The 24,342-nt window shown below is 60.8% G+C and carries 25 protein-coding genes; 20 read left to right on the top strand and 5 right to left on the bottom strand.

What is annotated here, in order from left to right; translation table 11 throughout:
* Nucleotides 1-3: 3 nt before the first annotated feature.
* Together ACO07N_RS09370 and ACO07N_RS09375 are read right to left on the bottom strand one after the other, a co-directional pair.
* Nucleotides 4-1,485, bottom strand: coding sequence for an NAD-dependent succinate-semialdehyde dehydrogenase (locus ACO07N_RS09370; RefSeq protein ID WP_421980758.1), 1,482 nt, complete (start codon nucleotides 1,483-1,485; stop codon nucleotides 4-6).
* Between the two features lie 91 nt (nucleotides 1,486-1,576).
* Nucleotides 1,577-2,098, bottom strand: a complete 522-nt coding sequence (locus ACO07N_RS09375; protein ID WP_421980759.1) for an Lrp/AsnC family transcriptional regulator — start codon at nucleotides 2,096-2,098, stop codon at nucleotides 1,577-1,579.
* Between the two features lie 63 nt (nucleotides 2,099-2,161).
* Between ACO07N_RS09375 and ACO07N_RS09380 the strand changes: the two genes are divergently transcribed.
* From ACO07N_RS09380 to ACO07N_RS09445, 14 genes are all read left to right on the top strand, one after another.
* On the top strand, nucleotides 2,162-3,550 hold the full coding sequence (locus ACO07N_RS09380; RefSeq protein WP_421980760.1) for a PLP-dependent aminotransferase family protein: 1,389 nt from the start codon (nucleotides 2,162-2,164) through the stop codon (nucleotides 3,548-3,550).
* A 285-nt stretch (nucleotides 3,551-3,835) separates the two neighbouring features.
* Nucleotides 3,836-4,792 (top strand): TRAP transporter substrate-binding protein DctP, encoded by a 957-nt coding sequence (gene dctP / locus ACO07N_RS09385; protein ID WP_421980761.1) that lies wholly within the window; start codon nucleotides 3,836-3,838, stop codon nucleotides 4,790-4,792.
* Nucleotides 4,793-4,876: 84 nt separating this feature from the next.
* Nucleotides 4,877-5,455, top strand: coding sequence for a TRAP transporter small permease (locus ACO07N_RS09390; RefSeq protein ID WP_421980762.1), 579 nt, complete (start codon nucleotides 4,877-4,879; stop codon nucleotides 5,453-5,455).
* An 11-nt stretch (nucleotides 5,456-5,466) separates the two neighbouring features.
* Nucleotides 5,467-6,750 carry a TRAP transporter large permease gene (locus ACO07N_RS09395; protein WP_421980763.1) on the top strand — a complete coding sequence of 428 codons (1,284 nt, stop codon included), beginning with the start codon at nucleotides 5,467-5,469 and terminating at the stop codon, nucleotides 6,748-6,750.
* A gap of 9 nt (nucleotides 6,751-6,759) precedes the next feature.
* Nucleotides 6,760-7,197, top strand: coding sequence for a universal stress protein (locus ACO07N_RS09400; protein WP_421980764.1), 438 nt, complete (start codon nucleotides 6,760-6,762; stop codon nucleotides 7,195-7,197).
* A gap of 149 nt (nucleotides 7,198-7,346) precedes the next feature.
* Entirely contained in the window at nucleotides 7,347-8,036 is a 690-nt protein-coding gene (locus ACO07N_RS09405) for an ectoine utilization protein EutA (protein WP_421980765.1), read from the top strand.
* 8 nt (nucleotides 8,037-8,044) lie between these two features.
* The gene (gene eutB, locus ACO07N_RS09410) at nucleotides 8,045-9,052 is read left to right on the top strand and encodes a hydroxyectoine utilization dehydratase EutB (RefSeq protein WP_421980766.1); all 1,008 of its coding nucleotides are present in this window, start codon (nucleotides 8,045-8,047) and stop codon (nucleotides 9,050-9,052) included.
* A gap of 3 nt (nucleotides 9,053-9,055) precedes the next feature.
* Nucleotides 9,056-10,048 carry a cyclodeaminase gene (locus ACO07N_RS09415; protein ID WP_421980767.1) on the top strand — a complete coding sequence of 331 codons (993 nt, stop codon included), beginning with the start codon at nucleotides 9,056-9,058 and terminating at the stop codon, nucleotides 10,046-10,048.
* A 19-nt stretch (nucleotides 10,049-10,067) separates the two neighbouring features.
* On the top strand, nucleotides 10,068-11,255 hold the full coding sequence (gene doeA, locus ACO07N_RS09420) for an ectoine hydrolase DoeA (RefSeq protein WP_421980768.1): 1,188 nt from the start codon (nucleotides 10,068-10,070) through the stop codon (nucleotides 11,253-11,255).
* Nucleotides 11,256-11,257: 2 nt separating this feature from the next.
* Nucleotides 11,258-12,247 carry a N(2)-acetyl-L-2,4-diaminobutanoate deacetylase DoeB gene (gene doeB, locus ACO07N_RS09425; RefSeq protein ID WP_421980769.1) on the top strand — a complete coding sequence of 330 codons (990 nt, stop codon included), beginning with the start codon at nucleotides 11,258-11,260 and terminating at the stop codon, nucleotides 12,245-12,247.
* Nucleotides 12,244-12,519 (top strand): hypothetical protein, encoded by a 276-nt coding sequence (locus ACO07N_RS09430; protein WP_421980770.1) that lies wholly within the window; start codon nucleotides 12,244-12,246, stop codon nucleotides 12,517-12,519. Before doeB ends, ACO07N_RS09430 begins: the two co-directional genes overlap by 4 nt.
* Before the next feature lie 47 nt (nucleotides 12,520-12,566).
* Nucleotides 12,567-13,238, top strand: coding sequence for an ABC transporter ATP-binding protein (locus ACO07N_RS09435; protein WP_421984405.1), 672 nt, complete (start codon nucleotides 12,567-12,569; stop codon nucleotides 13,236-13,238).
* Nucleotides 13,235-14,026: an ABC transporter permease gene (locus tag ACO07N_RS09440; RefSeq protein ID WP_421980771.1), complete on the top strand. Its 792-nt coding sequence runs from the start codon at nucleotides 13,235-13,237 to the stop codon at nucleotides 14,024-14,026. Before ACO07N_RS09435 ends, ACO07N_RS09440 begins: the two co-directional genes overlap by 4 nt.
* A 177-nt stretch (nucleotides 14,027-14,203) precedes the next feature.
* Nucleotides 14,204-14,722: a DUF4269 domain-containing protein gene (locus ACO07N_RS09445; RefSeq protein WP_421980772.1), complete on the top strand. Its 519-nt coding sequence runs from the start codon at nucleotides 14,204-14,206 to the stop codon at nucleotides 14,720-14,722.
* On the opposite strand, the gene ACO07N_RS09450 is transcribed toward ACO07N_RS09445, so the two are convergent.
* On the bottom strand, nucleotides 14,719-15,585 hold the full coding sequence (locus ACO07N_RS09450) for an alpha/beta hydrolase family esterase (protein WP_421980773.1): 867 nt from the start codon (nucleotides 15,583-15,585) through the stop codon (nucleotides 14,719-14,721). The two genes, ACO07N_RS09445 and ACO07N_RS09450, sit on opposite strands and share 4 nt — an antisense overlap.
* Before the next feature lie 324 nt (nucleotides 15,586-15,909).
* Between ACO07N_RS09450 and ACO07N_RS09455 the strand changes: the two genes are divergently transcribed.
* Both ACO07N_RS09455 and ACO07N_RS09460 read left to right on the top strand, forming a co-directional pair.
* Nucleotides 15,910-16,095, top strand: coding sequence for a hypothetical protein (locus tag ACO07N_RS09455; protein ID WP_421980774.1), 186 nt, complete (start codon nucleotides 15,910-15,912; stop codon nucleotides 16,093-16,095).
* 17 nt (nucleotides 16,096-16,112) lie between these two features.
* A complete protein-coding gene (locus tag ACO07N_RS09460) occupies nucleotides 16,113-16,838 on the top strand; it encodes a response regulator (RefSeq protein ID WP_421980775.1) in 726 nt (241 codons plus the stop codon).
* 36 nt (nucleotides 16,839-16,874) lie between these two features.
* Here the strand turns inward: ACO07N_RS09460 and ACO07N_RS09465 are convergent, their stop codons facing one another.
* Both ACO07N_RS09465 and ACO07N_RS09470 read right to left on the bottom strand, forming a co-directional pair.
* Nucleotides 16,875-18,227, bottom strand: a complete 1,353-nt coding sequence (locus tag ACO07N_RS09465) for a hybrid sensor histidine kinase/response regulator (protein WP_421980776.1) — start codon at nucleotides 18,225-18,227, stop codon at nucleotides 16,875-16,877.
* A complete protein-coding gene (locus ACO07N_RS09470; RefSeq protein WP_421980777.1) occupies nucleotides 18,224-19,420 on the bottom strand; it encodes an FIST N-terminal domain-containing protein in 1,197 nt (398 codons plus the stop codon). The genes ACO07N_RS09465 and ACO07N_RS09470 overlap by 4 nt, the downstream gene beginning before the upstream one ends.
* A gap of 185 nt (nucleotides 19,421-19,605) precedes the next feature.
* Between ACO07N_RS09470 and ACO07N_RS09475 the strand changes: the two genes are divergently transcribed.
* From ACO07N_RS09475 to ACO07N_RS09490, 4 genes are all read left to right on the top strand, one after another.
* A complete protein-coding gene (locus tag ACO07N_RS09475) occupies nucleotides 19,606-20,271 on the top strand; it encodes an SRPBCC family protein (RefSeq protein ID WP_421980778.1) in 666 nt (221 codons plus the stop codon).
* A gap of 98 nt (nucleotides 20,272-20,369) precedes the next feature.
* A complete protein-coding gene (locus tag ACO07N_RS09480; protein WP_421980779.1) occupies nucleotides 20,370-20,861 on the top strand; it encodes a (2Fe-2S)-binding protein in 492 nt (163 codons plus the stop codon).
* 135 nt (nucleotides 20,862-20,996) lie between these two features.
* Nucleotides 20,997-23,357 (top strand): xanthine dehydrogenase family protein molybdopterin-binding subunit, encoded by a 2,361-nt coding sequence (locus ACO07N_RS09485; RefSeq protein WP_421980780.1) that lies wholly within the window; start codon nucleotides 20,997-20,999, stop codon nucleotides 23,355-23,357.
* 75 nt (nucleotides 23,358-23,432) lie between these two features.
* On the top strand, nucleotides 23,433-24,233 hold the full coding sequence (locus ACO07N_RS09490) for an FAD binding domain-containing protein (protein ID WP_421980781.1): 801 nt from the start codon (nucleotides 23,433-23,435) through the stop codon (nucleotides 24,231-24,233).
* Nucleotides 24,234-24,342 lie beyond the last annotated feature (109 nt).

Genomic DNA, 24,342 nt, shown 5'->3' on the forward strand with positions numbered 1-24,342 from the left:
TGATCACGCCCAGTCACGGCAGACGTATTTGACATCCATGAATTCCGCCATGCCCAGTCGGGCACCTTCACGCCCCACGCCTGACTGTTTCATGCCGCCAAAGGGAATGGGCGCGCCGGTAACCTTTGTTCTGTTGACCGCAACCATGCCGAACTGCAGGCGCCGGCTGGCCCGATAGATTCGGCGGGGGTCATTTGTGTGCACGTAGGCAACCAGCCCGTATTCGGTACCGTTCGCCCACTGCAAGGCGTCTTCTTCGTCATCGAAGGGTGCGATTGCCGCCACCGGACCGAATGTTTCCTCGTGCATGATCTTGGCCGAAGCCGGCACATCGCAGAGAACCGTCGGTTCGAAAAAGAGGGGACCGGCAACGTGGTTTTTCCCGCCGCACAGGAGCCGAGCACCGCACGCGACCGCGTCGGTCACATGGTCATTCTGCTTCTCGACGGCTTTCAGGTTCATCAACGGGCCGATATCCGGATCTTCGGTGCCCGGCCCGATGGTCAGCGCGCGTACGCGCGCAGCGAAACGCTCGCAGAATGCCGCGTAGACGGGACGCTCCACCAGGAAACGGTTCGCACCCAGACAGTCCTGGCCGGAGGTCGCGAATTTCGCCTTGATCGCTTCATCGACCGCCAGATCCAGGTCGCAATCCGCGAAAACGAGAAACGGCGCGTGCCCGCCGAGTTCGAGCACAATGCGTTTGATGGTGTCCGCGCTCTGCCGGTAGAGATGTTTGCCGATGTCAGTGCTGCCGGTAAAGGAGACGGCTCTGACACGCGTGTCGTCCATCCAGGGTCCGACGACGGTGGCCGGATCGCCGGTAACGACATTGAGGACACCTGCCGGCAATCCGGCGCGCTCCGCAAGCTCGGCGAGCGCGAGGCAGGAGAACGGTGTCTCGCCTGACGGGTGCACCAGTACTGTGCACCCCGCGGCAAGCGCCGCAGCTGCTTTTCGTGTCACCATTGCGCACGGAAAATTCCAGGGTGTGATCAAGGCGGCGACGCCGACCGGTTCCAGCCACACTTCCACCTCTGCGTCCGGCAGATGCGATGTGACGCCTTCGATGTTTGGGCGCTTGGCCTCTTCGGCGTAAAATTCGACAAATGACGCGCCGTAGTCGATTTCTCCGCGCGCTTCCGAAATCGGCTTGCCTTGTTCCAGCGTCATGATCTGCGCAAGGTCTTCGCGATGGCTGGAAATCAGCTCGAACCAGCGGCGAAGCAGTTCCGCTCTTTCCTGCGGCAGCCGCGACGACCATTCGGTGAAACGTCTGCTTGCAGCCTCCAGCGCGGCCTGGCTCTCGCCCGCGTCCAGATGGGCCACTTCGCCGATCTGGTCGCCGGTCGCCGGGTCGTAGACGGGACGTGTCTTGCCCGCGCGACTGGCGATCCACTTGCCGTCGACATAGGCAAAGGAACGGAACAGTCGCTTGTCCTGCAAAGGAGGTTGTCGAAAGGTTTGGTGAACGGGCAATTCCATGGATCCGGCCTCCGGTTTCGTTTGCCCGATCATGCGGAAAACACCGGAGACGAAACGACCAACGTGGCCCCGGCGCGAAGACGATCGTCTTTTATTTCGCGTCCATATCAGCAGGTTCGTCCCCGGAAGGAACGCCAAGAAGCCGCCGCAGCGGCGGGGCTCCGCGAAGTTTGACCGGTTTGGTCACGACATAGGTGTAGTACCGGGCAAGCCGGATCTTCCCGTCCAGAAGCGTGTCGACCAGCCGCTGATAACTGTCTATGTCCTTCGTAACGACCTGAAGGACATAATCGAAACCACCGCCGATCGCCCAGCAGGCGACAATCTCGTCATGTTGCTTGATCGTGCGCTCGAATGTCTGAAAACTCTCCGCGCGGTGGTTTTCGAGTTCGATCGTCACGAAGACCTCGATATGAGAGGTGACATTTTTCAGCGAAATGTCGGCGCTGTACCCACGGATGACGCCAGCCTTTTCGAGACGCTTCAGCCGCTCCCACAGCGGGGTCGGCGACAGGTTGACCCGTTTGGCGAGATCCGCCTTTGGCAGCCTGCCTTCCCGGGAGAGGATGGATAGGATCTTCAGATCGCGATCATCGAGTTTCAGCCCAATCATGACGTGACCATGAAGAGGATGAATTGGCTTGTCAATTGTTATGAAAATCTCCACTATGATATCATGACAATCTGGAAAGCCTTTCCGAAGACAATTCCACGGCCGGCGTACCGCTCTCTCGCCGACCTGATCAGCGACGCGATCGACAAGGGCGATCTGCGTGTCGGGGACCGCCTGCCGACACATCGGGAACTTGCCTATCAGCTCGACCTTAGCGTCCAGACGATCAGCCGGGCCTATGACGAGTTGATCCGCCGGGGGCTGATCGAGGGGCAGGTGGGCCGCGGCACGTTTGTCAGCTCGGGGCCTGCGAAGTCGAACTGGCCATTTGTTCCGGCGGGGCAGGACGGGCAGTTCATCGACCTGTCGATCCTCAAGCCGGTTACGGCGCAGATCCACCGGGACAGAATGAGTGGAGCCTTGGCGGAACTGGCAAATTCGATTGCCGACACGTCCATCTTTTCTTTCAAGCCATCCACTGCGCTGCAGCCTTTCAAAAAATCGGCACTTGTCTGGCTGGAGCGGTGCGGGCTGGCTTGCGCGCCGGATTCCATCATCATGACGAATGGTGCGACGTCGGCAATGACGACGGCGCTCATGACGGCAGCGAACGCGGGCGATCTCGTCCTGACCGAGGCCATGTGCCACCACACGCTCATTCCGTTGGCCAGATACCTGGACCTGCGTCTTGAGGGAGTGCCTCTGGATGCCGAGGGAATCATGCCCGATGAGCTTGAAAAGATCTGCAGAAGCAAGCCGGTGAAGACTCTCTACACCATGCCGAGCGGGCTGAATCCGCTCGCCCTGATGATGGGAATGGAACGGCGGCGCGCGCTGGCCGCGCTTGCCCGGAAATACGACTTCACCATCATCGAAAACGACGCCTGGGGTCCGCTGCAGCCGGACAGGCCACCACCGATCGCGTCGTTCGCGCCGGAGCGGACCTTCTATTTCACCAGCTTCACAAAGTGCCTGCTGCCCGGATTGAGGCACGGTTATCTTGTCGTTCCCGACCTGCTGACCTCCGCGGCCGCCAATCGTCACCTCGTGACCGATTGGGTGGCAACCCCCATCATGGCCGAAATTGCGTCGATGTTCATCGAAAACGGAACGGCGGACGAACTGCTTTCCTGGCAAATGTCGGCTCTGGCGCGGCGAAACAAGATCGCCGCGGCGGCGCTGGACGGCATTCCCTTCGGCTCAAGCCCCAACGGGATGCATGTCTGGCTGCCGCTCCCGGGAGCCTGGACGGAGGAAGCATTCGTTGCCAACGCCCGTCAGAAGGGAGTGGCCGTTGCACCCGGTTCGGCTTTTGCCGTTTCCGATCCTGCGGCGTCCCACAATGTCCGTATCTGCCTCGGCGGGATGGCCGAAGCTGCGCTGGAGCGGGGCCTGGAGCTGATAGCCCGCCTTCACAGGAGTCCCCCCGAACCTGCCCTTCTGGCTTTCTGACGCGCATTCGCCCGATAAATTGTCATGATTTAATGTTTTGATTGACTCTTAATTGTCCTCATTTCAAGTTGAGACAATAACAACAACCCGGAATTATTTTTTTGACGGTCGCCACGTCTTCTCGTGCGGACCGGTGCCGGCGGCATGTGGCTTGACTGCCCTTGCAGCGGACCGTTCCCGTGCGTCCGGAGAGCGCTGGCAGGCCGGGGAACAGCGAAAACAGGTCAAACCATGCGAAACAGATTCAAAACTCTCCTTTCCGGTACGGTGATGGTGCTTGCCGGTATGTCACTTGCGCAAGCCGCGGACTGGAAATATGCCTTCGAGGAGGCGATTACGGACGTTCAGGGTGTCTACGCGACCAAGTTCAAGGAAGCCGTCGAAGCGAACTCCGATCACACGATTACGCTCTTTCCCTACGGCTCTCTGGGCGAATCCGCGGACATCATGGAGCAGACCCAGGCGGGTCTCCTTCAGTTCGTGAACCAGTCACCCGGGTTTACGGGTGCGCTGATTCCCGAAGCGCAGGTTTTCTTCGTCCCCTACCTGTTGCCGACCGATCAGGACCACCTGGGCCGTTTCTTCAAGAATTCGAAAGCGATCAACGAGGATTTTGTCGGTCTCTATGCCAATCAGGGCCTGGAGCTTCTCTCCATGTATCCGGAAGGCGAAGTCGCAATGACGACGAAATCCCCGGTCGGGAGCTGCGCGGACCTTGATGAAGTCAAGTTCCGCGTGATGACCAACCCCCTTCTGGTGGAATCCTACAAGGCCTTCGGCGCAACGCCGACGCCGTTGCCATGGGGTGAGGTCTACGGTGGCCTGCAGACCAACATCATCCAGGGTCAGGAAAACCCGACATTCTTCCTCTACTCGACGAAGATCTACGAAGTGACCGATCATATTACCTATGCCGGCCACAACAATTTCACCACGGCCCTGATGGCGAACAAGCAATTCTATGACGGCCTGAGTGCAGAAGATCAGAAGGTTATACAGGATGCGGCGGCGTCCGCGTTCGACTATATCGTCGGCTACCAGAAAAGCCTGGCGGACAGTGAACTCGAAAAGATAAAGGCGGCCAAGCCGGAGATGACAATCACCGTTCTGTCCGAGGACGAACGGGCCTGTTTCAAGGCGGCAGCCGCCGAAGTCGAGGCGAAGTTCATCGAAATGACCGGCGAGAGCGGCAAGTCCATCCTGAACCAGATGAAGGCCGATCTGGAGGCAACGCGCGACTGATCGGATCCGAAACACAACCGATGTTCTTCGCGGGAGGCCTCATGAGCAGGTCTCCCGCAAACCGGAAACAGGCTGGAGACAGGCGTGAGGAACGTTGAACCTTCCAACACGGATCAGGCGCAGCTGACGGGTGTCCTCGGGACGCTCGACACCGTGATCAGCCGGCTGGAATCCTTCATGCTTGCCTTCGGCGTGCTCCTGATGGCAGCGAACACCGTGACGAATGTCGTCGGCCGTTTCGTTTTCCAGCACAGCCTGTTTTTTTCCGAGGAACTGAACCGTATCCTCATCATCCTGATCACCTTCGCCGGGATCAGCTACGCCGCGCGGCAGGGCCGCCACATCAGGATGTCGGCAATCTTTGACATGCTGCCGGTTCCCCTGCGCAAGCTTACGATGATTCTGATCGCCGTCGTCACGTCCCTGGCCATGTTTGCGCTGTGCTACTTTGCCGTCCGCTACATCATGAGCGTTGCCGCCTCGGGCCGGGTTTTGCCGGCGTTGGCGATCCCGGTTTACTGGATTTTCCTGTGGGTTCCGGTCGGCTTTTTCATGACCGGTGTGCAATTCGCTCTGACGGCCCTCAAGAACGTCTTCGCCAAGGACATTTACCTCTCGACGCAGGTGCTCGAGGGGTACGAAGACGACGAATTCGAAGTCTAGGGGCAAGACCGATGGCACTCACAATTTTTCTGATCATGATCGTGCTCTTGCTGATCGGCTTTCCGATGATGATTCCCCTGCTCGCCGCGACGTTCACGGGTTTCATGATGCTGTTCGGCGATGTCAGCAAGACGGAATTCATGGTGCAGCAGATGATGGCCGGCATCCGTCCTGCGTCGCTGATTGCCGTGCCAATGTTCATCCTCGCCGCCGATATCATGACCCGCGGCCAGTCGGCGGGCCGCCTCATTGACATGGTCATGAAATTCATCGGCCACGTGAAAGGCGGGTTAGCCGTCAGCACCGCAACCGCCTGTACTCTGTTCGGCGCAGTTTCCGGCTCCACCCAGGCGACAGTGGTCGCGGTCGGCTCACCCCTGCGCCCTCGCATGCTCAAGGCGGGCTACAAGGATTCCTTTGTTCTCGCGCTGATCATCAACGCATCGGACATCGCCTTTCTGATCCCGCCATCTATCGGCATGATCATTTACGGCGTGATTTCGAGCACGTCGATCGCCGAACTCTTCATCGCGGGCGTCGGGCCCGGCTTGCTGCTGCTCGTGCTTTTTTCCGCCTACAGCATGATCTATGCGACGATAAAAGGCGTTCCGACCGAACCGAAGGCAAGCTGGAAGGAGCGTCTCGACTCGGTGCGCAAAGCCGTCTGGCCGCTGGGATTCCCGGTCATCATCGTGGGTGGCATCTACGGGGGCGTTTTCAGTCCGACCGAGGCGGCCGCTGTCTGCGTGCTCTATGCGGTTTTTCTGGAGTTTGTCGTGTTCCGGTCTCTCAAGTGGCCCGAAATGTACACCATTGCAAAGTCCACGGGCCTCATCACCGCGGTTGTTTTCATACTCGTCGGTGCCGGGTCGGCCTTTTCCTGGGTGATTTCCTTTGCCCAGGTTCCGCAATCCATTCTTGCCGGGATAGGCATCACCGAGATGGGGCCTCATGGTGTGCTCGCCGTTATCTCCATCGCGTTTTTCATTGGTTGCATGTTCGTTGATCCGATCGTCGTGATTCTCATCCTGGTTCCGATTTTTGCACCTGTTGTAAAATCGGTCGGACTGGACCCCGTTCTTGTCGGCACGATCATAACGCTTCAGGTAGCGATCGGGTCTGCCACACCGCCATTCGGATGCGATATCTTCACTGCGATCGCGATATTCAAGCGTCCGTATATCGATGTTATCCGGGGGATCTTCCCATTCACGGTCATCCTGCTGTGCGTCTCCGTCGCGCTGATATTCTTTCCACAGATCGCGCTGTTCCTGCGCGACCTTGCTTTCAGATAGGGGGCGGCCATGTTCAGGAGAATTCTGGTTGCTTTCGACGGATCACAAGGTGCGCAGGACGCGCTTGCAACGGCCATCGGACTTCGGGCCTGTTGCGGGGCTGATCTGATGACGTTGACGGTGTACCGCCATCACTCCTTGCTGGAGGGGTCGATGTCGATGATAAGACCGGAAGACCCGTCCTTGCCCGACGAATCGATGCGCGAGCACGCCAAGGAGATCGCCGAGAAGGCCAAGAGCTTCGCACAAGCTGCTGGAGCGGACGATACAAGAGCTTTCGTCAAGGGTGGCCAGCCGGCGCGCACGATCGTGAAATTCGCGGAGGAGCACGATGCCGATGTGATCGTTGTCGGCAGCCGGGGTCTTGGAGATGTCGAGGGTTTTCTGCTCGGCAGCGTTTCACACAAGATAACCAGTCTCGCGGATTGCCCGGTACTGGTCGTTTGACATTTGCAATCAGGCCGGATCGGAGAGGTCCGGCACCGTCTCATCAGGGAATAGGCATGGCAAGAGTAGCGCTATCAGTGTCGCCGGAAGAGGCCCGGTTCAGTCCGCAGTCAACAACGAGATTTGGTCTGATCGCGCTGGCAACGGACATGACCAGCGAACGTGATCTTTACCTGCAGATGCAGGGTCGCGACGTGTCGATCCACGTGACACGGCTGGCCTTCGAAAACCCGACGACGCCGGAAAACCTGAAACAGATGGCGCCCGGGCTGGTCGAGGCTGCAGGACTGCTGGCACCGATCACCACCTTGAAGGCGGTGTGTTACAGCTGCACCGCGGCAACGGTCGTCATTGGCGACGATGTGGTACGCGAGGCCGTTCAATCAAAATTGCCGGGCGTTCCTGTCGTCACGCCGACTGCTGCCGCAATCGAAGCCTTCAAGGCGCTGCGCGCGAGAAGGCTCGCGGTCTTGACGCCTTATACCATCGCGACGAGCCGGCCAATGGCGGAATTTTTCTGCAACAACGGGCTCGAGATCGTCAATTTCGATTGTCTTGGCATTGAAGACGACCGGGACATGGCGCGTATCAGTCACGATACGATCCTGAATGCGGCGATTGCGGCCGACCGGGCGGATGCCGATGCCTTGTTTGTGTCCTGCACGGCCCTGCCGGCGCTCACTGTCATCAAGGATATCGAACGTCGCATCGGAAAACCCGTTGTCACCTCAAATCAGGCGTCAAGCTGGCTCTTGACCCGCCTCGGTGATCTTTCCGATCATCGACCAACCGGTTTCGGAAAACTCTATGACTTTGATCTTACCCGCGAGAAAGCCTGAGTAGCCGCATGAACCAGCATTCCTTCCCGCTCGCCGCGGACGCATTCGATGAGGCAAGACATCGCATTGCAGGCACGGTCCTGCGCACGCCCGCAGTTCCGTCTCCATCTCTTACGCAGATGTGCGGAGCCCCGGTCCACCTGAAGCTCGAGCATCTGCAAACGACCGGCAGTTTCAAGCTGCGCGGCGCCACCAACGCGGTCCTGTCACTTGATGAGGTCTCCCGCAGCAAGGGTGTCGTCGGCGTGTCGACCGGCAACCACGGCCGCGGGCTCGCTTACGCGGCCAGACAGGCGGGCATCAGGTGCGTCATCTGCATGTCCCGTCTCGTGCCGCAGAACAAGGTCGACGCGATCAGTGCGCTCGGAGCGGACGTTCGTATCGTCGGCGTCTCCCAGGACGAAGCCCAGGTCGAGGTGGACCGCCTGGTTGCGGAAGAGGGGCTAACGCTCCTTCCCCCGTTCGACCATGCGGATATCATCGCGGGACAGGGAACGGTCGGGCTCGAAGTCCTGGAAGACGTTCCGCAGGTCGAGACGGTACTCGTGCCCTTGTCGGGCGGCGGGCTGATCTCGGGCGTTGCCGCGGCCGTCAAGGCCGAGAAACCGGACGTAAAAGTTATCGGTGTGTCCATGGAGCGCGGCGCGGCGATGGCCGCTTCGCTGGACGCAGGCCATCCGGTTCAGGTGCCGGAGCTGCCGACGCTTGCCGATTCGCTCGGCGGCGGCATCGGTCTCGACAACCGGTACACGTTCCGCATCACCCGCGACCTCGTCGATCAGGTCGTGCTTCTGAGTGAGGTGGAAATCGCCGACGGTATCCGGCATGCCTATTTTGAGGAACGGCAGGTGGTCGAAGGCTCAGGGGCCGTCTGCCTGGCCGCGATCGTGGCGGGAAAGGTGCGGCTGTCAGGTCCGGTCGTCGCATTGCTGACCGGCTGCAACATCGACATGAACATGCATAGGCGCATCATCTGCGGGGAAACCGTGGATGTGATGCACGAAGGGGAGGGCTGAGGATTGCCCGAGATAAAGATACTCAACGAGGCAGACCTGCGTGACAGTGTCAGGCTGGATATCGAGGCCGTCGACTGCGTCGAGCGCGCGTTTTCACTTCTGGCTGCCGGCGGAGTCGAGATGCCGCCGATCATGTCCATGCTGATCCCCCCGTATCACGGTGAAGTGGACGTGAAGACCGCCTTCGTGCCGGGCATCGACAGCTATGCGATCAAGATGGCATCCGGGTTCTTCGACAATCCGAAACAGGGACTGCCGAGCGCATCGGGCCTGATGGTGCTGTTCTCCGCGCGCACCGGCTTCGTCGAGGCGCTGCTTCTGGACAACGGGTACCTGACGGATGTCCGCACCGCGGCTGCCGGCGCCGTGGCCGCAAGGCACCTGGCTCCCGAAACCGCCCGGACGGCCTGCATCGTCGGTGCGGGTGCGCAGGCAAGACTTCAGCTTCAGGCCCTGTGCCTCGTGCGTCCCATCGAGAAAGCCGTTTTCTGGGCAAGGGACATCACGAAAGCGCAGGCAGCTGCGGAGGAGATGGCTGCCGCGCTCGGCATCGGCGTCAGTGCCGCGTCGGACCTGGAAATGTCGGTCCGGGAAGCAGATGTCGTCATCACGACGACGCCGAGCGCCGAGCCGTTGATCCGGGCTGATTGGCTGCGCGCCGGGCATCATGTCACGGCGATGGGCTCGGACCAGGAGCACAAGCTGGAACTGGAGCCGGCCTGTCTCGCCGCTGCCGACCTCTATGTCCCTGACAGCCAGTCGCAGACCGAATTGCTCGGTGAACTGCATCATGCGATCTCAGCCGGAATTGTCCCGGCCGGCCGCCAGTTCGATGAACTCGGCGACATCGTCGCCGGAAAGGCGAAAGGCCGCACCGATGCGCAGCAGATCACCATCTGCGATCTGACCGGGACCGGCATTCAGGATACGGCCATCGCGACATTCGCAAGGGAACGGGCAGAAGTGGCCGGAGCCGGTACACTGTTCAACGCTTAACGCATTTTGGAAACGCGACATGATCGAACCCACGCTTCATTTCAGCAGGCAAGAGTACCAGAGCAGGATTGCCAAAACGCGCAAAGCGATGGAGGCCGCCGGTGTTGAATTCATCATCGTCTCCGACCCGTCCAACATGGCCTGGCTGACCGGGTATGACGGGTGGTCATTCTACGTGCATCAGGCCGTGCTGCTCGGACTGGACGGTGACCCGGTCTGGTTCGGGCGCGGGCAGGACGCGCAAGGCGCGTTTCGAACCTGTTTCATGCATCCCGATGACATTATCGGCTATCCCGATCACTATGTGCAGTCGACCGAACGCCATCCGATGGACTATCTGGCAGCGCGCATCGGCGAGCGCGGCGCGGGGTCATTGCGCATCGGCGTCGAGATGGACAATTACTGGTTCAGCGCCGCCAGCTTTGCCGCGCTGCAGAAAGGTTTGCCAAACGCGGCCTTTCAGGATGTGACCGCCCTGGTGAACTGGCAGCGGGCCGTCAAATCCGGTCAGGAACTTGCCTACATGCGGACGGCCGGAAAGCTGGCAGAAAAGATCCACGCCCGCATTCTCGACAAGGCGGAACCGGGCCTGCGCAAATGCGACCTCGTCGCGGACATCTATGACGCCGGATTGCGCTACGACCCTGATCTGGACGCGGGTGGCGACTATCCGGCGATCGTGCCCCTGCTCCCGTCAGGCAGCGACGCTGCGGCCCCCCATCTCACCTGGGACGACAAGCCCATGAAATCCGGTGAGGGGACGTTTTTCGAGGTTGCGGGCGCCTACCACCGTTATCATTGTCCGCTCTCCAGGACCCTCTTCCTCGGCAAGCCGACGCAAACCTTCCTTGATGCGGAGAAGGCCGTTCTGGAAGGCATGGAGGCAGGGCTGGACGCGGCGAGGGCAGGCAATCGTTGCGAGGACATCGCGCACGCCTTCTTCGCGGTTCTCAAGAGATACGGCATTACCAAGGACAATCGGACCGGATATCCTATCGGCCTGTCCTATCCGCCCGATTGGGGCGAGCGCACCATGTCGCTGCGGAGCGGTGACACATCGGTCCTTGAGGAGAACATGACGTTCCACTTCATGACCGGGCTCTGGATGGAGGACTGGGGGTTCGAGATCACCGAAAGCATCGTCATTCGCGACGGCGCGCCGGAGTGTCTCGCAAACGTCCCGCGCAAACTGTTCGTGAAGGACTGATCATGGTGCACAATCCGATCGTTCCGACAATCCCGTTTGACAAGGACGGTGTCCATCACGGCTATCTCCGTCTGCCCTACAGCCGGGATGATTCCGCCTGGGGTTCGGTCATGATACCGGTGACCGTGATCCGCAACGGCGACGGGCCGACCGCGCTGCTCACCGGCGGCAATCACGGCGATGAGTATGAAGGGCCGATCGCGCTGATGGATCTTGCGCAATCGCTGACCCAAAATGATGTTCAGGGGCGGGTCATCATCGTGCCCGCGTTCAATTATCCGGCTTTCCAGGCTGGAAAGCGAACCTCTCCGATCGACAAGGGCAATCTGAACCGGTCTTTTCCCGGGCGGCCCGACGGCACGGTGACGGAAAAGATCGCGCATTATTTCGACAGCGTCCTGATCCCGATGGCCGATATCGTTCTCGATTTCCATTCAGGTGGCAAGACGCTGGATTTCCTGCCGTTTGCGTCCGCGCATGTTCTGGACGACAAGGACCAGCAGGCTGCATGTGTCGCGGCAGCCCGTGCCTTCAACGCGCCCTATACGGCAATCATGCTCGAGATCGACAGCACCGGCATGTACGACACGGCGGTCGAGGAAAAGGGCAAGATCTTCGTGACGACCGAACTCGGCGGTGGCGGCACGGCAACGGCCCGTTCGGCCGCGATCGCGAAAAGGGGCGTTCGCAATCTTCTGAAACATGCCGGTATCCTGCCGGGGGACGTGCAGCTTGAAGAGAGCATTGCGCTGGATATGCCCGACGGGAACTGCTTCGTCTTCAGTGAAAGCGACGGCATGATCGAGTGGCTGGTCGATCTCGGTGAAACCGTCTCGAAGGGAGACGTGGTCGCGAGGGTCTGGCCGGTCACCAGAACGGGCGTTGCTCCGGCGGACTACCGGGCGAGACGATCCGGCATCCTGATGGCCCGGCATTTCCCCGGGCTCATCAAGTCCGGAGATTGCCTCGCGGTCGTGGCGGCTGTCGTTTGAAGCTGCAGGCCGATGGTCACTTGGTGATGGACCCAAAAACGAGGCCGAAATGGTTTGAGGTGGCTCGTCAAGGCGCGGAAGGCAGCATTGATGGCGACACAGCGCCGTTGCCTGACGTTCATGGCTGGAGGCATGGCTTCGGCAATACCCTTGACGGCCGCGTGCGCAGAGCCGGAACGGTTGAAATCAGTTTTCTTGCAATCAAGCGCGGAACCTACCATTTTGGCGTTCCCGGCAGCGACCTGCAGAAACTGGAGATAACCATCAAGTGACAGCGCGCCTGAGCGTTCAGGGCATCACGCATTCCTACGGAAAGAAAATGGCGCTGCAAAATGCCGGCTTCTCTCTGGAGAAGGGATCATTTTGCGCGCTTCTCGGCCCGAACGGCGCCGGGAAGAGCACGCTGTTTTCCATCCTGACGCGTCTCTTCGTCCCTGATGCAGGCGATGTCAGCGTGGATGGGCATTCCCTTGCGCGGGAGCCGGGAAAGGCCCTGGCGAAAATCGGTGTGGTCTTCCAGCAGCCGACCCTCGATCTGGATCTCACGGTCCGGCGCAACCTGAAATACTTCGCCGCGCTCCACGGGATCGCCGGAGCCCTTGCGGACAGGCGCATTGACGCGGTGCTGGAACGGGTCAACATGCGGGAGCGCAGGCACGAGAAGGTTCGGGCGCTCAACGGCGGACACCGGCGGCGCATGGAAATCGCCCGGGCGCTGATCCATGAACCGCAGGTACTGCTGCTGGATGAGCCGACGGTCGGTCTCGACGCGGCGACCCGGATGGCGATCACCGGTCACGTTCATGACCTGACGGCGGCGCAGGGCCTGACGGTCCTCTGGGCGACCCATCTGGTCGACGAAGTCCGGGATCATGACCGCCTTGTCGTGTTGCACAAGGGCATTGTTCTTGCAGATGGCCAGGCTGCCGAAATTGCCGCAGGCAAGTCCCTTCAGTCCCGCTTCCTGGAGATGACGGGAGGCAGCGAATGAAAGCGGCCCTGATCTGCCTTGTCGCCATCGTGCATCGGGAAGCCTCGCGGTTCGTGTCTCAGCGTGGCCGCTTTCTGGCGGCGATCGTCCGGCCGCTGGTCTGGCTGATCGTGTTCGCCGCCGGCTTCCGGGCCGCCCTCGGTCTGTCGATCCAGCCGCCGTATCAGACTTACATAACCTACGAGGTCTATATCGTTCCCGGCCTGTGCGGCATGATCCAACTCTTCTCCGGAATGCAATCCTCGCTCAGCCTCGTCTACGACCGCGAGATGGGTTCGATGCGGCTTCTTTTGACCAGTCCGATCCCGCGCTGGTGGCTGCTCTTCTGCAAGCTCTTCGCCAGCACCACCATATCGATCTTTCAGGTCTATACCTTCCTGGCGATCGCGGCGCTGACGGGGATCGATTTTTCGTTTGCCGGATACGTCGCGATCCTGCCCGCGCTGATCCTGAACGGACTGATGCTGGGGGCGCTCGGGCTCCTGCTGTCCAGCACCATCAACCAGCTTGAGAACTTTGCCGGGGTGATGAACTTCGTCATCTTCCCGATGTTCTTCCTGTCGACGGCACTCTATCCGCTCTGGAAAATGGCGGAGGCCTCGCCGTTGCTGAGGGACATCTGCGCCATCAACCCGTTCTCCCATGGTGTCGAACTGATCCGTTTTGCGCTTTACGGCCAGTTCAACGGCATGGCGCTCGTCTGGGTTCTGCTCGCCTTCGCCGTGTTTCTCGGGCTGAGCATCTTGGGGTATGATCCGGCACGCGGGATCGTTCGGCGCAAGGCTTGAGTGTCTTGGGCATGGTTTGGAAACATGGAGACCCGGACATGAGAACGATTTACGTTTATGGCCGCGACTTGATGCGCGGGGATGGTATCGAGCAGAACCTGGATCTCGGCAGGGAGTTTATCGACCGCTCGGCCGGACAGCCTTAGAGCCGCGTTCCTTGAGCAGGGCACAATGCAGATGAGGCCATCTTACGTTGACATCATAGACCAGCTTGACCTTCCGCAGGTTCTTGCGGAATTCGATCCGATTGTCATCGGAACACCGCCTCTCGGCATCGCGACGGCCAGGAGCGACATCGACATCGCGTGTTTCGCATCTGACTTCGGCAGGTTCGACCGCGCCGTACGCAGGGCCTTCGGAGAGATGCAAGCCTTTTCGATCCGAACTGCAGATCATCTGCCTGACCTGGCGACCGTCGCATCCTTTTTTGCCTGTGGATGGGAAATCGAGATTTTCTGTCAGGAAATCGAGACGGAGAAACAATGGGGCGTTCGCCATTTTCGCGTTGAAGAAAGGCTGTTGGCTCTGCAGCCACGGTTGCGCCAGCAGATCAGCTGCCTGAAGCAGGGCGGCATGAAGACGGAACCTGCATTCGCGAGAATTCTCGGTCTGGCCGGAGATCCATACGAAGCAATCCTTCAGCTGGAAGATCTCTCTGACGCGCAGCTTGTGGATTTGCTGGACGCCGCGGGCTAGTTCGCGAGTGCAGCGCTGCTGTCCGGCTCCGGAGATTTCGAACCATGGATGTCGGGATTTAACCTGTAGCGTTGAAGCGCAAGGTCCAGAGCGTTGCCGATCCAACCCTTCGGCACGATGTGGCCGCGGTCATGCACGCACAGCATCACCTCCTTGCCGCTCTGACAGCTTGACCATGTCCGGCAGTCATGCCCGTTGACGGTCTCGCTTTTGTCGGGCTCCGCAGAGCACAGATTGGTACGGCGCCATAGGTCGACTGCAACATTCGGGTCGCCGTCCTGGCCGAGCGGCATTTTCATGACATTGTCCTTGAAGCCGTGCACATGCATGACATTCACCGGCCCGGCCGGACAGGTAATCGCGCCCTGTCTGTAAAGTGTACCTGCCGCCGGGAGGATGCCCGCAATCAGGTCGCCGGCATCGCATGCGACACGCCAGGCCATCGCGGAGCCGTAGGAAAACCCGGTCGCATAGATCCGGTTGCCGTCGATCGGGTAGCGTTTGGCAACGTCTTCCAGAACGGCGCGGACAAAGGGCACATCCCGATTGTCCCGTTCCCAGAAGTCCCAGGTCCGGTGCAGTCCTTCCGGCGCGACCAGCAAGGCCCCGTTGCCATTGATCGCATTGAGGACCTTCGGATTTTTCAACGGATGTTTGGAATCGCGTTTCCACCCGTGAAAGTGGATAAGAACCGGAAGTGGCTCTTTTCCATCCCAGCTTTCCGGTGGTTTGGCGCGGTAGACACGTTCCCCGACGTTGCAGGCTTCTTCGAGGCCGCACGGCATTGTGCCGGCGGTCGCGGCCGGGGTGGCGGAAGCGCCGGCGCAGAGAAAAAGCAGGGCGAACAGCACTGGTGATTTCATCGGAACCCTCCAGGGTCGACAGGGAGCACGGCAGGCACGGTAGAGCGCACCGGCACGGGAACCAATTCAAAACGCCGTTAGCGGAACTTGATGCTCGCGAAGTCCGGAATTTCAAAGAGGGCCGACCGCCTTTAATCCCCGGACGTTGCTTCAGGGCACTTTCAGAATGCCTCTGAATTCTACCATTTCTGAGGTGAACTATGGTGCAATTCTCCAGCAATGACACTTCCACTAGACTGAAAATCAGAGAGGCGGCGGCAACGTTTTTTTGATCCGTGATCCGGGTACGCCGCCCTGCGCGAACTGAACCTGTGAGGAGACAGGATGAGGAAGTTTCTCGCAATGGCGGCGGTCGGTTCGCTCGCGATGACAGGTGCGCAGGCCGATGTGAGCGAAGAAGATCTGGCGAATGACGCTACCAACACTTCCGGCGGGCTGACCGCCGGAAGCGATCCGTTGGTCGCGCCGGACGGCAGAGCCGCGGGTCATCGGCGCATCAATCGTCCGTAACCGGGAGGCACACGGAAATGTCCATCGAGGCTGAAGACGTAACCAAGTTCCTGATCATCGACGATCATCCTCTTTTCCGGGAAGCGCTTCACAGTGCCGTGGAGCTTGCCTATCCGAACTCCGACACGCTTGATGCGGCGTCGCTGGACGACGCCTGTGCACTGCTGGATGATGATGCCGGATTTGATCTTGCCCTTCTGGATCTGTCGATGCCCGGCGTGAAGGGTATGGATGGCCTGCTGCATTTGCGCACGCACTATCCGCGTCTTCCTGTCGTGGTGGTGTCCGGCGCCGAGGAACCGCCGATCATTGCGCAGGTCATGGCCTACGGGGCCGCCGGTTTCATTCCCAAGTCTTCCAAGAAGACGACGCTGGCAGAGGCGATCCAGCAGGTCATGAACGGCGCGACCTATCTTCCGGAAACCTACACGGATCCGCAGGACGAGCCGCTCGACGATCAGACCAGGAAGATGATCGAACGGCTGTCCAGCCTGACGCCCCAGCAGATCCGTGTCCTGCACATGATCTGCAACGGCTTGCTGAACAAGCAGATCGCCTATGAGCTGCAGGTCGGCGAGACGACCGTGAAGGCGCATGTGTCGGAAATCCTCAGGAAACTGTGCGTCGCCAGCCGGACGCAGGCGGTGATCGAGGTCAAGAAACTCGAGGCACTGGGGTCCACCGGTTCCTTCGACGCGATGATTGCCGGAGAGGCGCAAACGCTTCCAAGGCATCACAGCTGAACGCGGATGCCCTGACACGGGACATCCGGGAACACCCTACTTGTTCGAATTGATCAGATGCGTTGCCAGCGCGCGCAACTGCGCAGGCTTCACGGGCTTTGGCAGATGCTCGACGCCCAGTTGCTTTGCGCGCTCGCTGAGGGCCTGCGAGGCATCGGCCGTTGCCAGTATCGCCGGGACACGCGCCGGGAGGATATCGAACAGCCGCTCGAGCGTGTCCGTTCCCAGGTCGCCGAAATCCAGGTGATGGTCGGCAATGATCAGGTCGGGCAGCCAGTCGCCGCCGTCAAGCGCCGCGATCGATTGCGACGTCGAGCGGGCAATCCTGTAAAGGCATCCCCAGTTCGACAGAAGGCCCGCCATCGCTTCCAGCACCGCGGGATCATTCTCGATGACCAGGATTTTCTTTCCGGTGAGATTGGCGTTGGAATGCGCCGAGACCGGCGCCACCGGCGTCGCGTGGATAATGGAAGGCGGTGCGTCGGTGCGCTTGGCGCGGATGCGGAACACGCTTCCCTTGCCGGGTGTCGAACGGACGCTGACCTCGTGATTGAGCGCCGTCATCAGCCGCCGGACGATGGCGAGTCCGAGCCCGAGACCTGTCCCGTGTTCGGCATCGCCGTGCGGCAGCGGACCCCGGTGAAACTCCTCGAAGATCTTTTCCTGCTGATCCTCGTGAATGCCGGGTCCGGTATCGATCACTTCGATCGCGATATCGTCGCCCTGCCGGCGCGTTCCGATCAGGACACCGCCCCGGTCGGTATAGCGTATCGCGTTGGTGATCAGGTTCTGCAGCGCGCGCCGGAGCATGAGCCGGTCCGTGTAGACGCAGTCGTTGGTCACGGCCACGCGGAGGCGCAAGCCTTTCTTCTCGGCGATCGGGCGCAGGTCGGAAAGAAGACTGGACAGGATCGGCGGGATCGGCACGGACGCGAACCGCGGCATGGTGACCCCGGCGTCGAGCTTGGAAATGTCGAGCAGTGTGCGCAGCAGCTCGTTCATCGTGTCGAGCGAGCGTTCGACCTGGTTGACCATGGACCGCGCCTGGTCGGATGCCTGCAGATCGTAAAGGGACGAGATCGTCAGCTGCGCTGCATTGAGCGGCTGCAGGATGTCGTGGCTTGCAGCGGCCAGGAACTGCGTTTTCGAGCGGTTGGCGCGCTCTGAAATGTCTTTCTGGCGGGCAAGCTCGATATTCGTTTCCTCAAGACGGTGGAGGGCGGTGGTGAGTTCGTCCGTGCGGCGCCTGACCTGTCCTTCCAGCGAGATCGCGGTCTGGAACAGCGAAAACGCGTTCCGCTGCTGGTCCATGGCCTGTTCGACCCGGTCGACCAGGGCTGCGTTGATCTTCTGCAGGCGGATGACATCATCTATGTCGGACAGGCTCATGACTGCACTCCCGCGCTCGATTCCTGTCTGGCAAAGGCGATGCCGGTAAAGGTCTGGTTGAGATGCATGGACAGGTATTGTTCGCCATAGGTGTTGAAGCCGACGACGTTGTATTTCTGATAGATCTTCTGAATTCGCTGCGTTGCCTGTCGGTTCTGCGCATCGATCCGCCTTAGGACACAGTCAAAGCCGAGAACGAAATCGACGCTGCCGATCTCCTGAACGACATTCTCGAACGCGGTGTTGGTCGAGCGCGTCATGCCGGTGGGCTCCGCCACGGTGAGAACGATGCCGTCGTCGATGGCGCAGAAGAAGGACAGGGACCCGTCGGGGTTCACCTTCTGAACCGAGCGGCAGTAATATTCGCCGCCGACACGGACAACAAGCGGATGGGACGCGAAACTCATCGGCGACAGGGCGCCGGGGTCGATGCCGACGGCGCGGGCATACTCGGTTGCCGCCTCGCTCGCGTTGAACTCGTAGATGATGCGCCGTTCCGGATCGGACCGGGTGACCACGAGCTTGCGGTCCGTCGGAACGAAATTGTCCGTCTTGAAGATCTTGAACGGCACCGCGCTCTTGAAAAAGATCACGATCGCGCAATCGTCGCCGGCCGCACCGTTGAGGATGAGCGACGTGCGCGTGAACCGCATGCTGTCGCCGGCCGAGCCGCCCAGGAGCGGAATATCCTCGAGCGCCCAGTGAAGGGCGGCCGTGACCATTTCCTCCACGACCGACATGCCGTCTATCAGGCAGATGGCGAAAATGTCGCCGTCCTGCGCGCCGTTGTGAAGTTGTGTTATCGCGGTTTCGAAGGTCTGCCGGGCTTCCTTGACCTGCGTCACGATCCGGTCGAAGCCGATGGAGGTGATCCCCTCGATCCGCAGCGGCACCGTCAGGAACCGGTTTTTCGGAAACAGCACGGCAAGACACTGCCCCGTGTCGCCGTCGGGAACGCCGATTTCTCCCGCGGTCGAACAGGCGGCATAAGCAAGGCCATCCGCGAATTCGCGCATTTTCGATGTGATCAGATCCGGCGGAAACGTGTCCTGCGAGAAAAACAGCAGGCAGAGGCCGAACTGCTCCGACCGCGCAGCCGCGCCGATATCAACCCAGAATGAGTGGTCGTGCGGCTGGTTGGTCGTCACGACCTCCACACCGCACGCGTGCCGCGTCCCTGATCTCGGGTTCAATGTCTCCTCCCGGCGCCGGCATCTTCTTTGGGTCGCGATGTCCGCCGCAAAGGCCAATTTGTAGCTCTTGAAGGAGAAGCTTGTAAAGCTGATCTCACCCCGGTCTAAAGTACAGTGTACAGCCGCCCGCCACTGTTCTTTTCTACCATGCAAACAATTTGAATATATTCAGGTGGGAGGACACTATGGATATTTCCGGCACCAGGTTGATACCAGCCGGCAGGGAGAAGGTGTGGGAAGCCCTCAATGATCCCGATGTGCTGAAGGCCTGCATACCGGGCTGCGAGAGCCTGGAAAAGACATCCGACACGGAAATGAACGCGGCGGTGACGACGAAGATCGGACCGGTCAAGGCGAAGTTCAAGGGCGCGGTGACGCTGGAGAACATCAATCCGCCGGAGAGCTACACGATCGTGGGCGAGGGCAAGGGCGGCGTTGCCGGGTTTGCCAAGGGGGCAGCCGACGTCAGGCTTGAAGACGCGGACGGAGGAACGCTTCTCACCTACGAAGCCAAGGCCCAGGTCGGCGGCAAGCTGGCGCAGCTCGGCAGCCGCCTGATCGATTCGACGGCGAAAAAGATGGCCGAGGACTTCTTCACCAAGTTTTCCGACACGGTGGCGGATCAGGAAGCGCCCGCGTCCGGCGCGGCCCCGGCGGAGGAACCCGCGGCATCTGCGGAAGACAGCGCTCCTGAAGAAGTCTCCATGCCGTCCGCGGCTGCGGTGGAAATGCAGCCCGCCAGGCCCGTGGAACCTCAGGCCGCAGCCAACGAGCGGGTCTTCGGCGGCCCGCTGATCTGGGGTCTCGTCGGTCTGGGCGCCGTGGTCATCATCCTGGCCGCCGCGTTCTGAAGGTGCGCGCGGATTGAACACATACCGGCCCTGAGCCGGATATTCGAGTTTCGGGCCTACGATCGGGGCCCTGGAACCTTCTACTGGGAGAGGAATTTATGTCGAAGGTATCGATGGTTTTGAACGGTAAGTCTGTGTCTGCTGATGTTGAGGACCGGACGTTGCTTGTTTCTTTTATTCGGGATGTTCGTGGTCTGACTGGGACGCATGTTGGTTGTGACACGTCGCAATGCGGTGCGTGTGTTGTTCATGTTGACGGGAAGGCGGTTAAGTCGTGCACGTTGCTTGCTGCGCAGGCTGAGGGTTCTGAGGTTGTGACGCTTGAGGGGATCGGTTCTGCGGATTCGCTTCATCCTGTTCAGGCGGCGTTCCGGGAGCATCATGGTCTTCAGTGCGGTTTTTGCACGCCTGGGATGATCATGAGCGCGGTTGACATGATCAACCGTCACGGTGCGGGCAATCTGGACGAGGCGACGATCCGTGACGAGCTTGAGGGCAACATCTGCCGGTGCACGGGCTATCACAACATCGTCAAGGCGATCAAGGCGGCGTCGGACCAGATGGCCGGGATGGCGCAGGCGGCCGAGTAGGGGTTTTCTGGTTTGTTTTGAGTGCGGTTTTTCCGCGCTTTTGAGACGGCGGGACCGCCCGGTTTGCGAGGCCTTTGAGGAGAGGGTGCGTTTGTCTGGTGCGCGTTTCCGGATTTTGGTTTTGGGAGAGAGAAGATGGCGATTGAGGGGATTGGCGCACGTGCGCTTCGCAAGGAAGACAAGCGCTTCATAACGGGCAAGGGCCGGTATACGGACGACATGGTTCTTCCCGGGATGGGTCACGCGGCGTTTGTGCGCTCGCCGCATGCGCATGCGAAGGTGACGGGGATTGATGCGAGCGCGGCGCTTGCGATGCCGGGTGTGGATGCGGTCCTGACGGGGGACCAGCTTGTCGGCGACGGGATCGGCAACCTGATCTGCGGCTGGATGATCCATTCCAAGGACGGCACGCCGATGAAGATGGGCGGCTGGCGGGCGCTTGAGCCCGAGGTTGTGCGCCATGTTGGCCAGGCTGTTGCGGTTGTTGTTGCCGATACGGCTGCGCAGGCGCGCGATGCGGCGGATGCGGTTATTGTCGATTATGAGGAGCTTCCGGCTGTTGTTGACGGTGTTGCCGCGCTTGCGCCTGGTGCACCGCAGATCCACCCTGAGGCGGAAGGCAACCTGATCTACGACTGGGAGATCGGGGATGCTGCGGCGGTTGATGCGGCGTTTGCGGGCGCGGCGCATGTGACGAAGATGGAGATCCGCAACAACCGTCTTGTTCCGAACCCGATGGAGCCGCGGGCAGCGCTTGCCAGCTACGACGATGCGGAAGAGCATCACACGCTCTACACGACCTCGCAGAACCCGCATGTTGCGCGCCTTGTGCTGTCTGCGTTCTACAATGTCGCGCCGGAGCACAAGCTTCGTGTGATTGCGCCGGATGTGGGTGGCGGCTTTGGGTCGAAGATCTACATCTATCCGGAAGAGATGGTGTGCCTTTGGGCGTCCAAGCGTGTTGGCCGTCCCGTGAAGTGGGTGTCGGACCGCACGGAAGCGTTCCTGACGGATGCGCACGGGCGCGACCACGTGTCGGAGGCGGAGCTTGCGCTTGACGCGGACAACAGGATTGTCGGTCTTCGTGTGAAGACGGTTGCCAATCTGGGCGCTTACATGTCGCTGTTCTCGTCTTCGGTTCCGACCTATCTCTATGCGACGCTGTTGTCGGGCCAGTACAACATTCCGGCGATCCACGCGAATGTGAAGACGGTCTATACCAACACGACGCCGGTGGATGCGTACCGGGGCGCGGGCCGTCCGGAGGCGACGTATCTTCTTGAGCGGATCATGGAGACGGCTGCGCGGGAGGTGGGTCTTTCGCCTGCGGACTTCCGGCGCAAGAACTTCGTGCGGGAGTTCCCGCACCAGACGCCCGTGATCATGTGCTACGACGCGGGCGATTATGACGCGACGCTGGATGCGGCGCTGTCGGCAGCCGACTATGCGGGCTTTGCGGCGCGCAAGGCGGAGGCTGCGTCCCGGGGCAAGCTGCGGGGGATCGGTCTTTCCTGCTACATCGAGGCGTGCGGGATTGCACCGTCGGCGGCGGTGGGGTCCCTGGGGGCCGGTGTCGGTCTTTGGGAATCTGCCGAGGTGCGGGTGAACCCTGTGGGGACGGTCGAGGTTCTGACGGGCTCTCACAGCCATGGCCAGGGCCATGAGACGACGTTCGCGCAGCTGATCTGCGAGCGGTTCGGTCTTGACAGCGACGCGGTGTCGATCGTTCACGGGGACACGGACAAGGTTCAGTTCGGGATGGGGACCTACGGGTCGCGGTCCGGGGCTGTGGGCATGTCTGCGATCGTGAAGGCGCTGGACAAGGTCGAGGACAAGGCGAAGAAGATCGCGGCGCATCTGATGGAGGCGTCGGAAGGCGACATCCAGATCGAGGGGGGCGAGCTGAAGGTCGCGGGCACGGACAAGAAGCTGTCGTTCACGGAAGTGGCGCTTGCGGCCTATACGGCGCACAATCTACCCGAGGGCATGGAGCCGGGTCTGAAGGAGGGGGCGTTCTACGACCCGTCCAACTTCACGTTCCCGGCGGGCACCTATGTGTGCGAGGTTGAGGTCGACCCTGAGACGGGCAAGACGGAGATCGTGAGCTTCGTTGCGGCGGATGACTTCGGCAAGGTGATCAACCCGATGATCGTGGAAGGTCAGGTTCACGGGGGTCTTGTCCAGGGGATCGGCCAGGCGCTTCTTGAGAACGCGGCCTATGACGAGAGCGGCCAGCTTCTGACGGCGTCCTACATGGACTACACGATGCCGCGTGCGGACGATGTTCCCTCGTTCAGCCTGTCGACGCACGAGACGCTGTGCCCGGGCAATCCGCTTGGCATGAAGGGGTGCGGGGAGGCCGGAGCGATCGGGTCGCCGCCGGCGGTGATCAACGCGATCACGGATGCGATCGGGTCGAACGACCTGACGATGCCTGCAACGCCTGAGAAGGTGTGGCAGCTGTGCCAGTCGCAGGAGAAGCAGGCGGCCGAATAAGGTCGAAGAGAAACGTTCTTCGGGCAGGCGTTGCCTGCCCGGTCATCTGACAGTGAGATTTTGGGGAGACCCGTCATGTATGAAACAACGTATCACCGCGCCGGTTCGGTTGCCGAGGCATCGGATCTGATGTCGAAGGCTGAGGACGGCAAGGTTCTTGGCGGCGGCCAGACGCTTCTGCCGACGATGAAGCAGCGTCTTGCGTCGCCGAGCGATCTTGTCGATGTGACGAAGATCGCGGAGATGAACGGAATCTGCGAGGGCGATGGCAGCCTGTCGATCGGGGCGGCGACGACGCATGCGGAGGTTGCCGCGTCTGATCTGGTGCGTTCCAAACTTCCGAGCCTTGCCGGACTTGCGGGCGGCATCGGCGATCCGGCGGTGCGCCACATGGGCACGATCGGGGGTTCGATCGCCAACAACGACCCGGCCGCGGACTATCCGGCGGCGCTTGTGGCGCTGGGGGCGACGGTGGTGACGAGCAAGCGCTCGCTCAGCGCCGAAGACTTCTTCGTGGGCATGTTCGACACGGCGCTGGACGAGGACGAGATCGTGGTGTCGGTGACGTTCCCGCTGATCGAGAAGGGGGCCTATGCCAAATACCCGAACCCGGCCTCGCGCTATGCGATGGCGGGGGTCTATGTGGCCAGGCACCGGGACGGCTCGGTGCGGGTGGCGGTGACCGGGGCGGGCCACTACGGCGTCTTCCGGGTCGACGGCATGGAAGCGGCGCTGGCATCGAACTGGTCGCCGGACGCGGTCGCAGGCATCCAGGTGGATTCAGGCTCCATGCTGAGCGACATCCACGGCTCGGCCCACTACCGCGCAAACCTCGTCACCGTCATGGCCAAACGCGCCGTCCAGAAAGCCGGCTGACAAAACAGACAAAACGTCATCCTTATGCGGCGTCTGCATTGCAGGCGCCGTTTCGTTTTGGAACCCGCTCGCGCCTGAATTCGCGCCACATGCGTACCCTGTGCCGTGC

It is taken from the genome of Roseibium sp. (assembly GCF_965229775.1).
In the GTDB taxonomy this organism is placed as follows: Bacteria; Pseudomonadota; Alphaproteobacteria; order Rhizobiales; family Stappiaceae; genus Roseibium.

Excerpts from the sequence above, each read along its gene's own strand:
- ACO07N_RS09370 (WP_421980758.1), bottom strand. The coding sequence starts at position 1,485 with ATGGAATTGCCCGTTCACCAAACCTTTCGACAACCTCCTTTGCAGGAC.
- ACO07N_RS09375 (WP_421980759.1), bottom strand. The coding sequence starts at position 2,098 with ATGATTGGGCTGAAACTCGATGATCGCGATCTGAAGATCCTATCCATC.
- ACO07N_RS09380 (WP_421980760.1), top strand. The coding sequence starts at position 2,162 with ATGACAATCTGGAAAGCCTTTCCGAAGACAATTCCACGGCCGGCGTAC.
- dctP (WP_421980761.1), top strand. The coding sequence starts at position 3,836 with ATGTCACTTGCGCAAGCCGCGGACTGGAAATATGCCTTCGAGGAGGCG.
- ACO07N_RS09395 (WP_421980763.1), top strand. The coding sequence starts at position 5,467 with ATGGCACTCACAATTTTTCTGATCATGATCGTGCTCTTGCTGATCGGC.
- ACO07N_RS09400 (WP_421980764.1), top strand. The coding sequence starts at position 6,760 with ATGTTCAGGAGAATTCTGGTTGCTTTCGACGGATCACAAGGTGCGCAG.
- ACO07N_RS09405 (WP_421980765.1), top strand. The coding sequence starts at position 7,347 with ATGACCAGCGAACGTGATCTTTACCTGCAGATGCAGGGTCGCGACGTG.
- eutB (WP_421980766.1), top strand. The coding sequence starts at position 8,045 with ATGAACCAGCATTCCTTCCCGCTCGCCGCGGACGCATTCGATGAGGCA.
- doeA (WP_421980768.1), top strand. The coding sequence starts at position 10,068 with ATGATCGAACCCACGCTTCATTTCAGCAGGCAAGAGTACCAGAGCAGG.
- doeB (WP_421980769.1), top strand. The coding sequence starts at position 11,258 with ATGGTGCACAATCCGATCGTTCCGACAATCCCGTTTGACAAGGACGGT.
- ACO07N_RS09435 (WP_421984405.1), top strand. The coding sequence starts at position 12,567 with ATGGCGCTGCAAAATGCCGGCTTCTCTCTGGAGAAGGGATCATTTTGC.
- ACO07N_RS09440 (WP_421980771.1), top strand. The coding sequence starts at position 13,235 with ATGAAAGCGGCCCTGATCTGCCTTGTCGCCATCGTGCATCGGGAAGCC.
- ACO07N_RS09445 (WP_421980772.1), top strand. The coding sequence starts at position 14,204 with ATGAGGCCATCTTACGTTGACATCATAGACCAGCTTGACCTTCCGCAG.
- ACO07N_RS09450 (WP_421980773.1), bottom strand. The coding sequence starts at position 15,585 with ATGAAATCACCAGTGCTGTTCGCCCTGCTTTTTCTCTGCGCCGGCGCT.
- ACO07N_RS09455 (WP_421980774.1), top strand. The coding sequence starts at position 15,910 with ATGAGGAAGTTTCTCGCAATGGCGGCGGTCGGTTCGCTCGCGATGACA.
- ACO07N_RS09460 (WP_421980775.1), top strand. The coding sequence starts at position 16,113 with ATGTCCATCGAGGCTGAAGACGTAACCAAGTTCCTGATCATCGACGAT.
- ACO07N_RS09465 (WP_421980776.1), bottom strand. The coding sequence starts at position 18,227 with ATGAGCCTGTCCGACATAGATGATGTCATCCGCCTGCAGAAGATCAAC.
- ACO07N_RS09475 (WP_421980778.1), top strand. The coding sequence starts at position 19,606 with ATGGATATTTCCGGCACCAGGTTGATACCAGCCGGCAGGGAGAAGGTG.
- ACO07N_RS09480 (WP_421980779.1), top strand. The coding sequence starts at position 20,370 with ATGTCGAAGGTATCGATGGTTTTGAACGGTAAGTCTGTGTCTGCTGAT.
- ACO07N_RS09485 (WP_421980780.1), top strand. The coding sequence starts at position 20,997 with ATGGCGATTGAGGGGATTGGCGCACGTGCGCTTCGCAAGGAAGACAAG.
- ACO07N_RS09490 (WP_421980781.1), top strand. The coding sequence starts at position 23,433 with ATGTATGAAACAACGTATCACCGCGCCGGTTCGGTTGCCGAGGCATCG.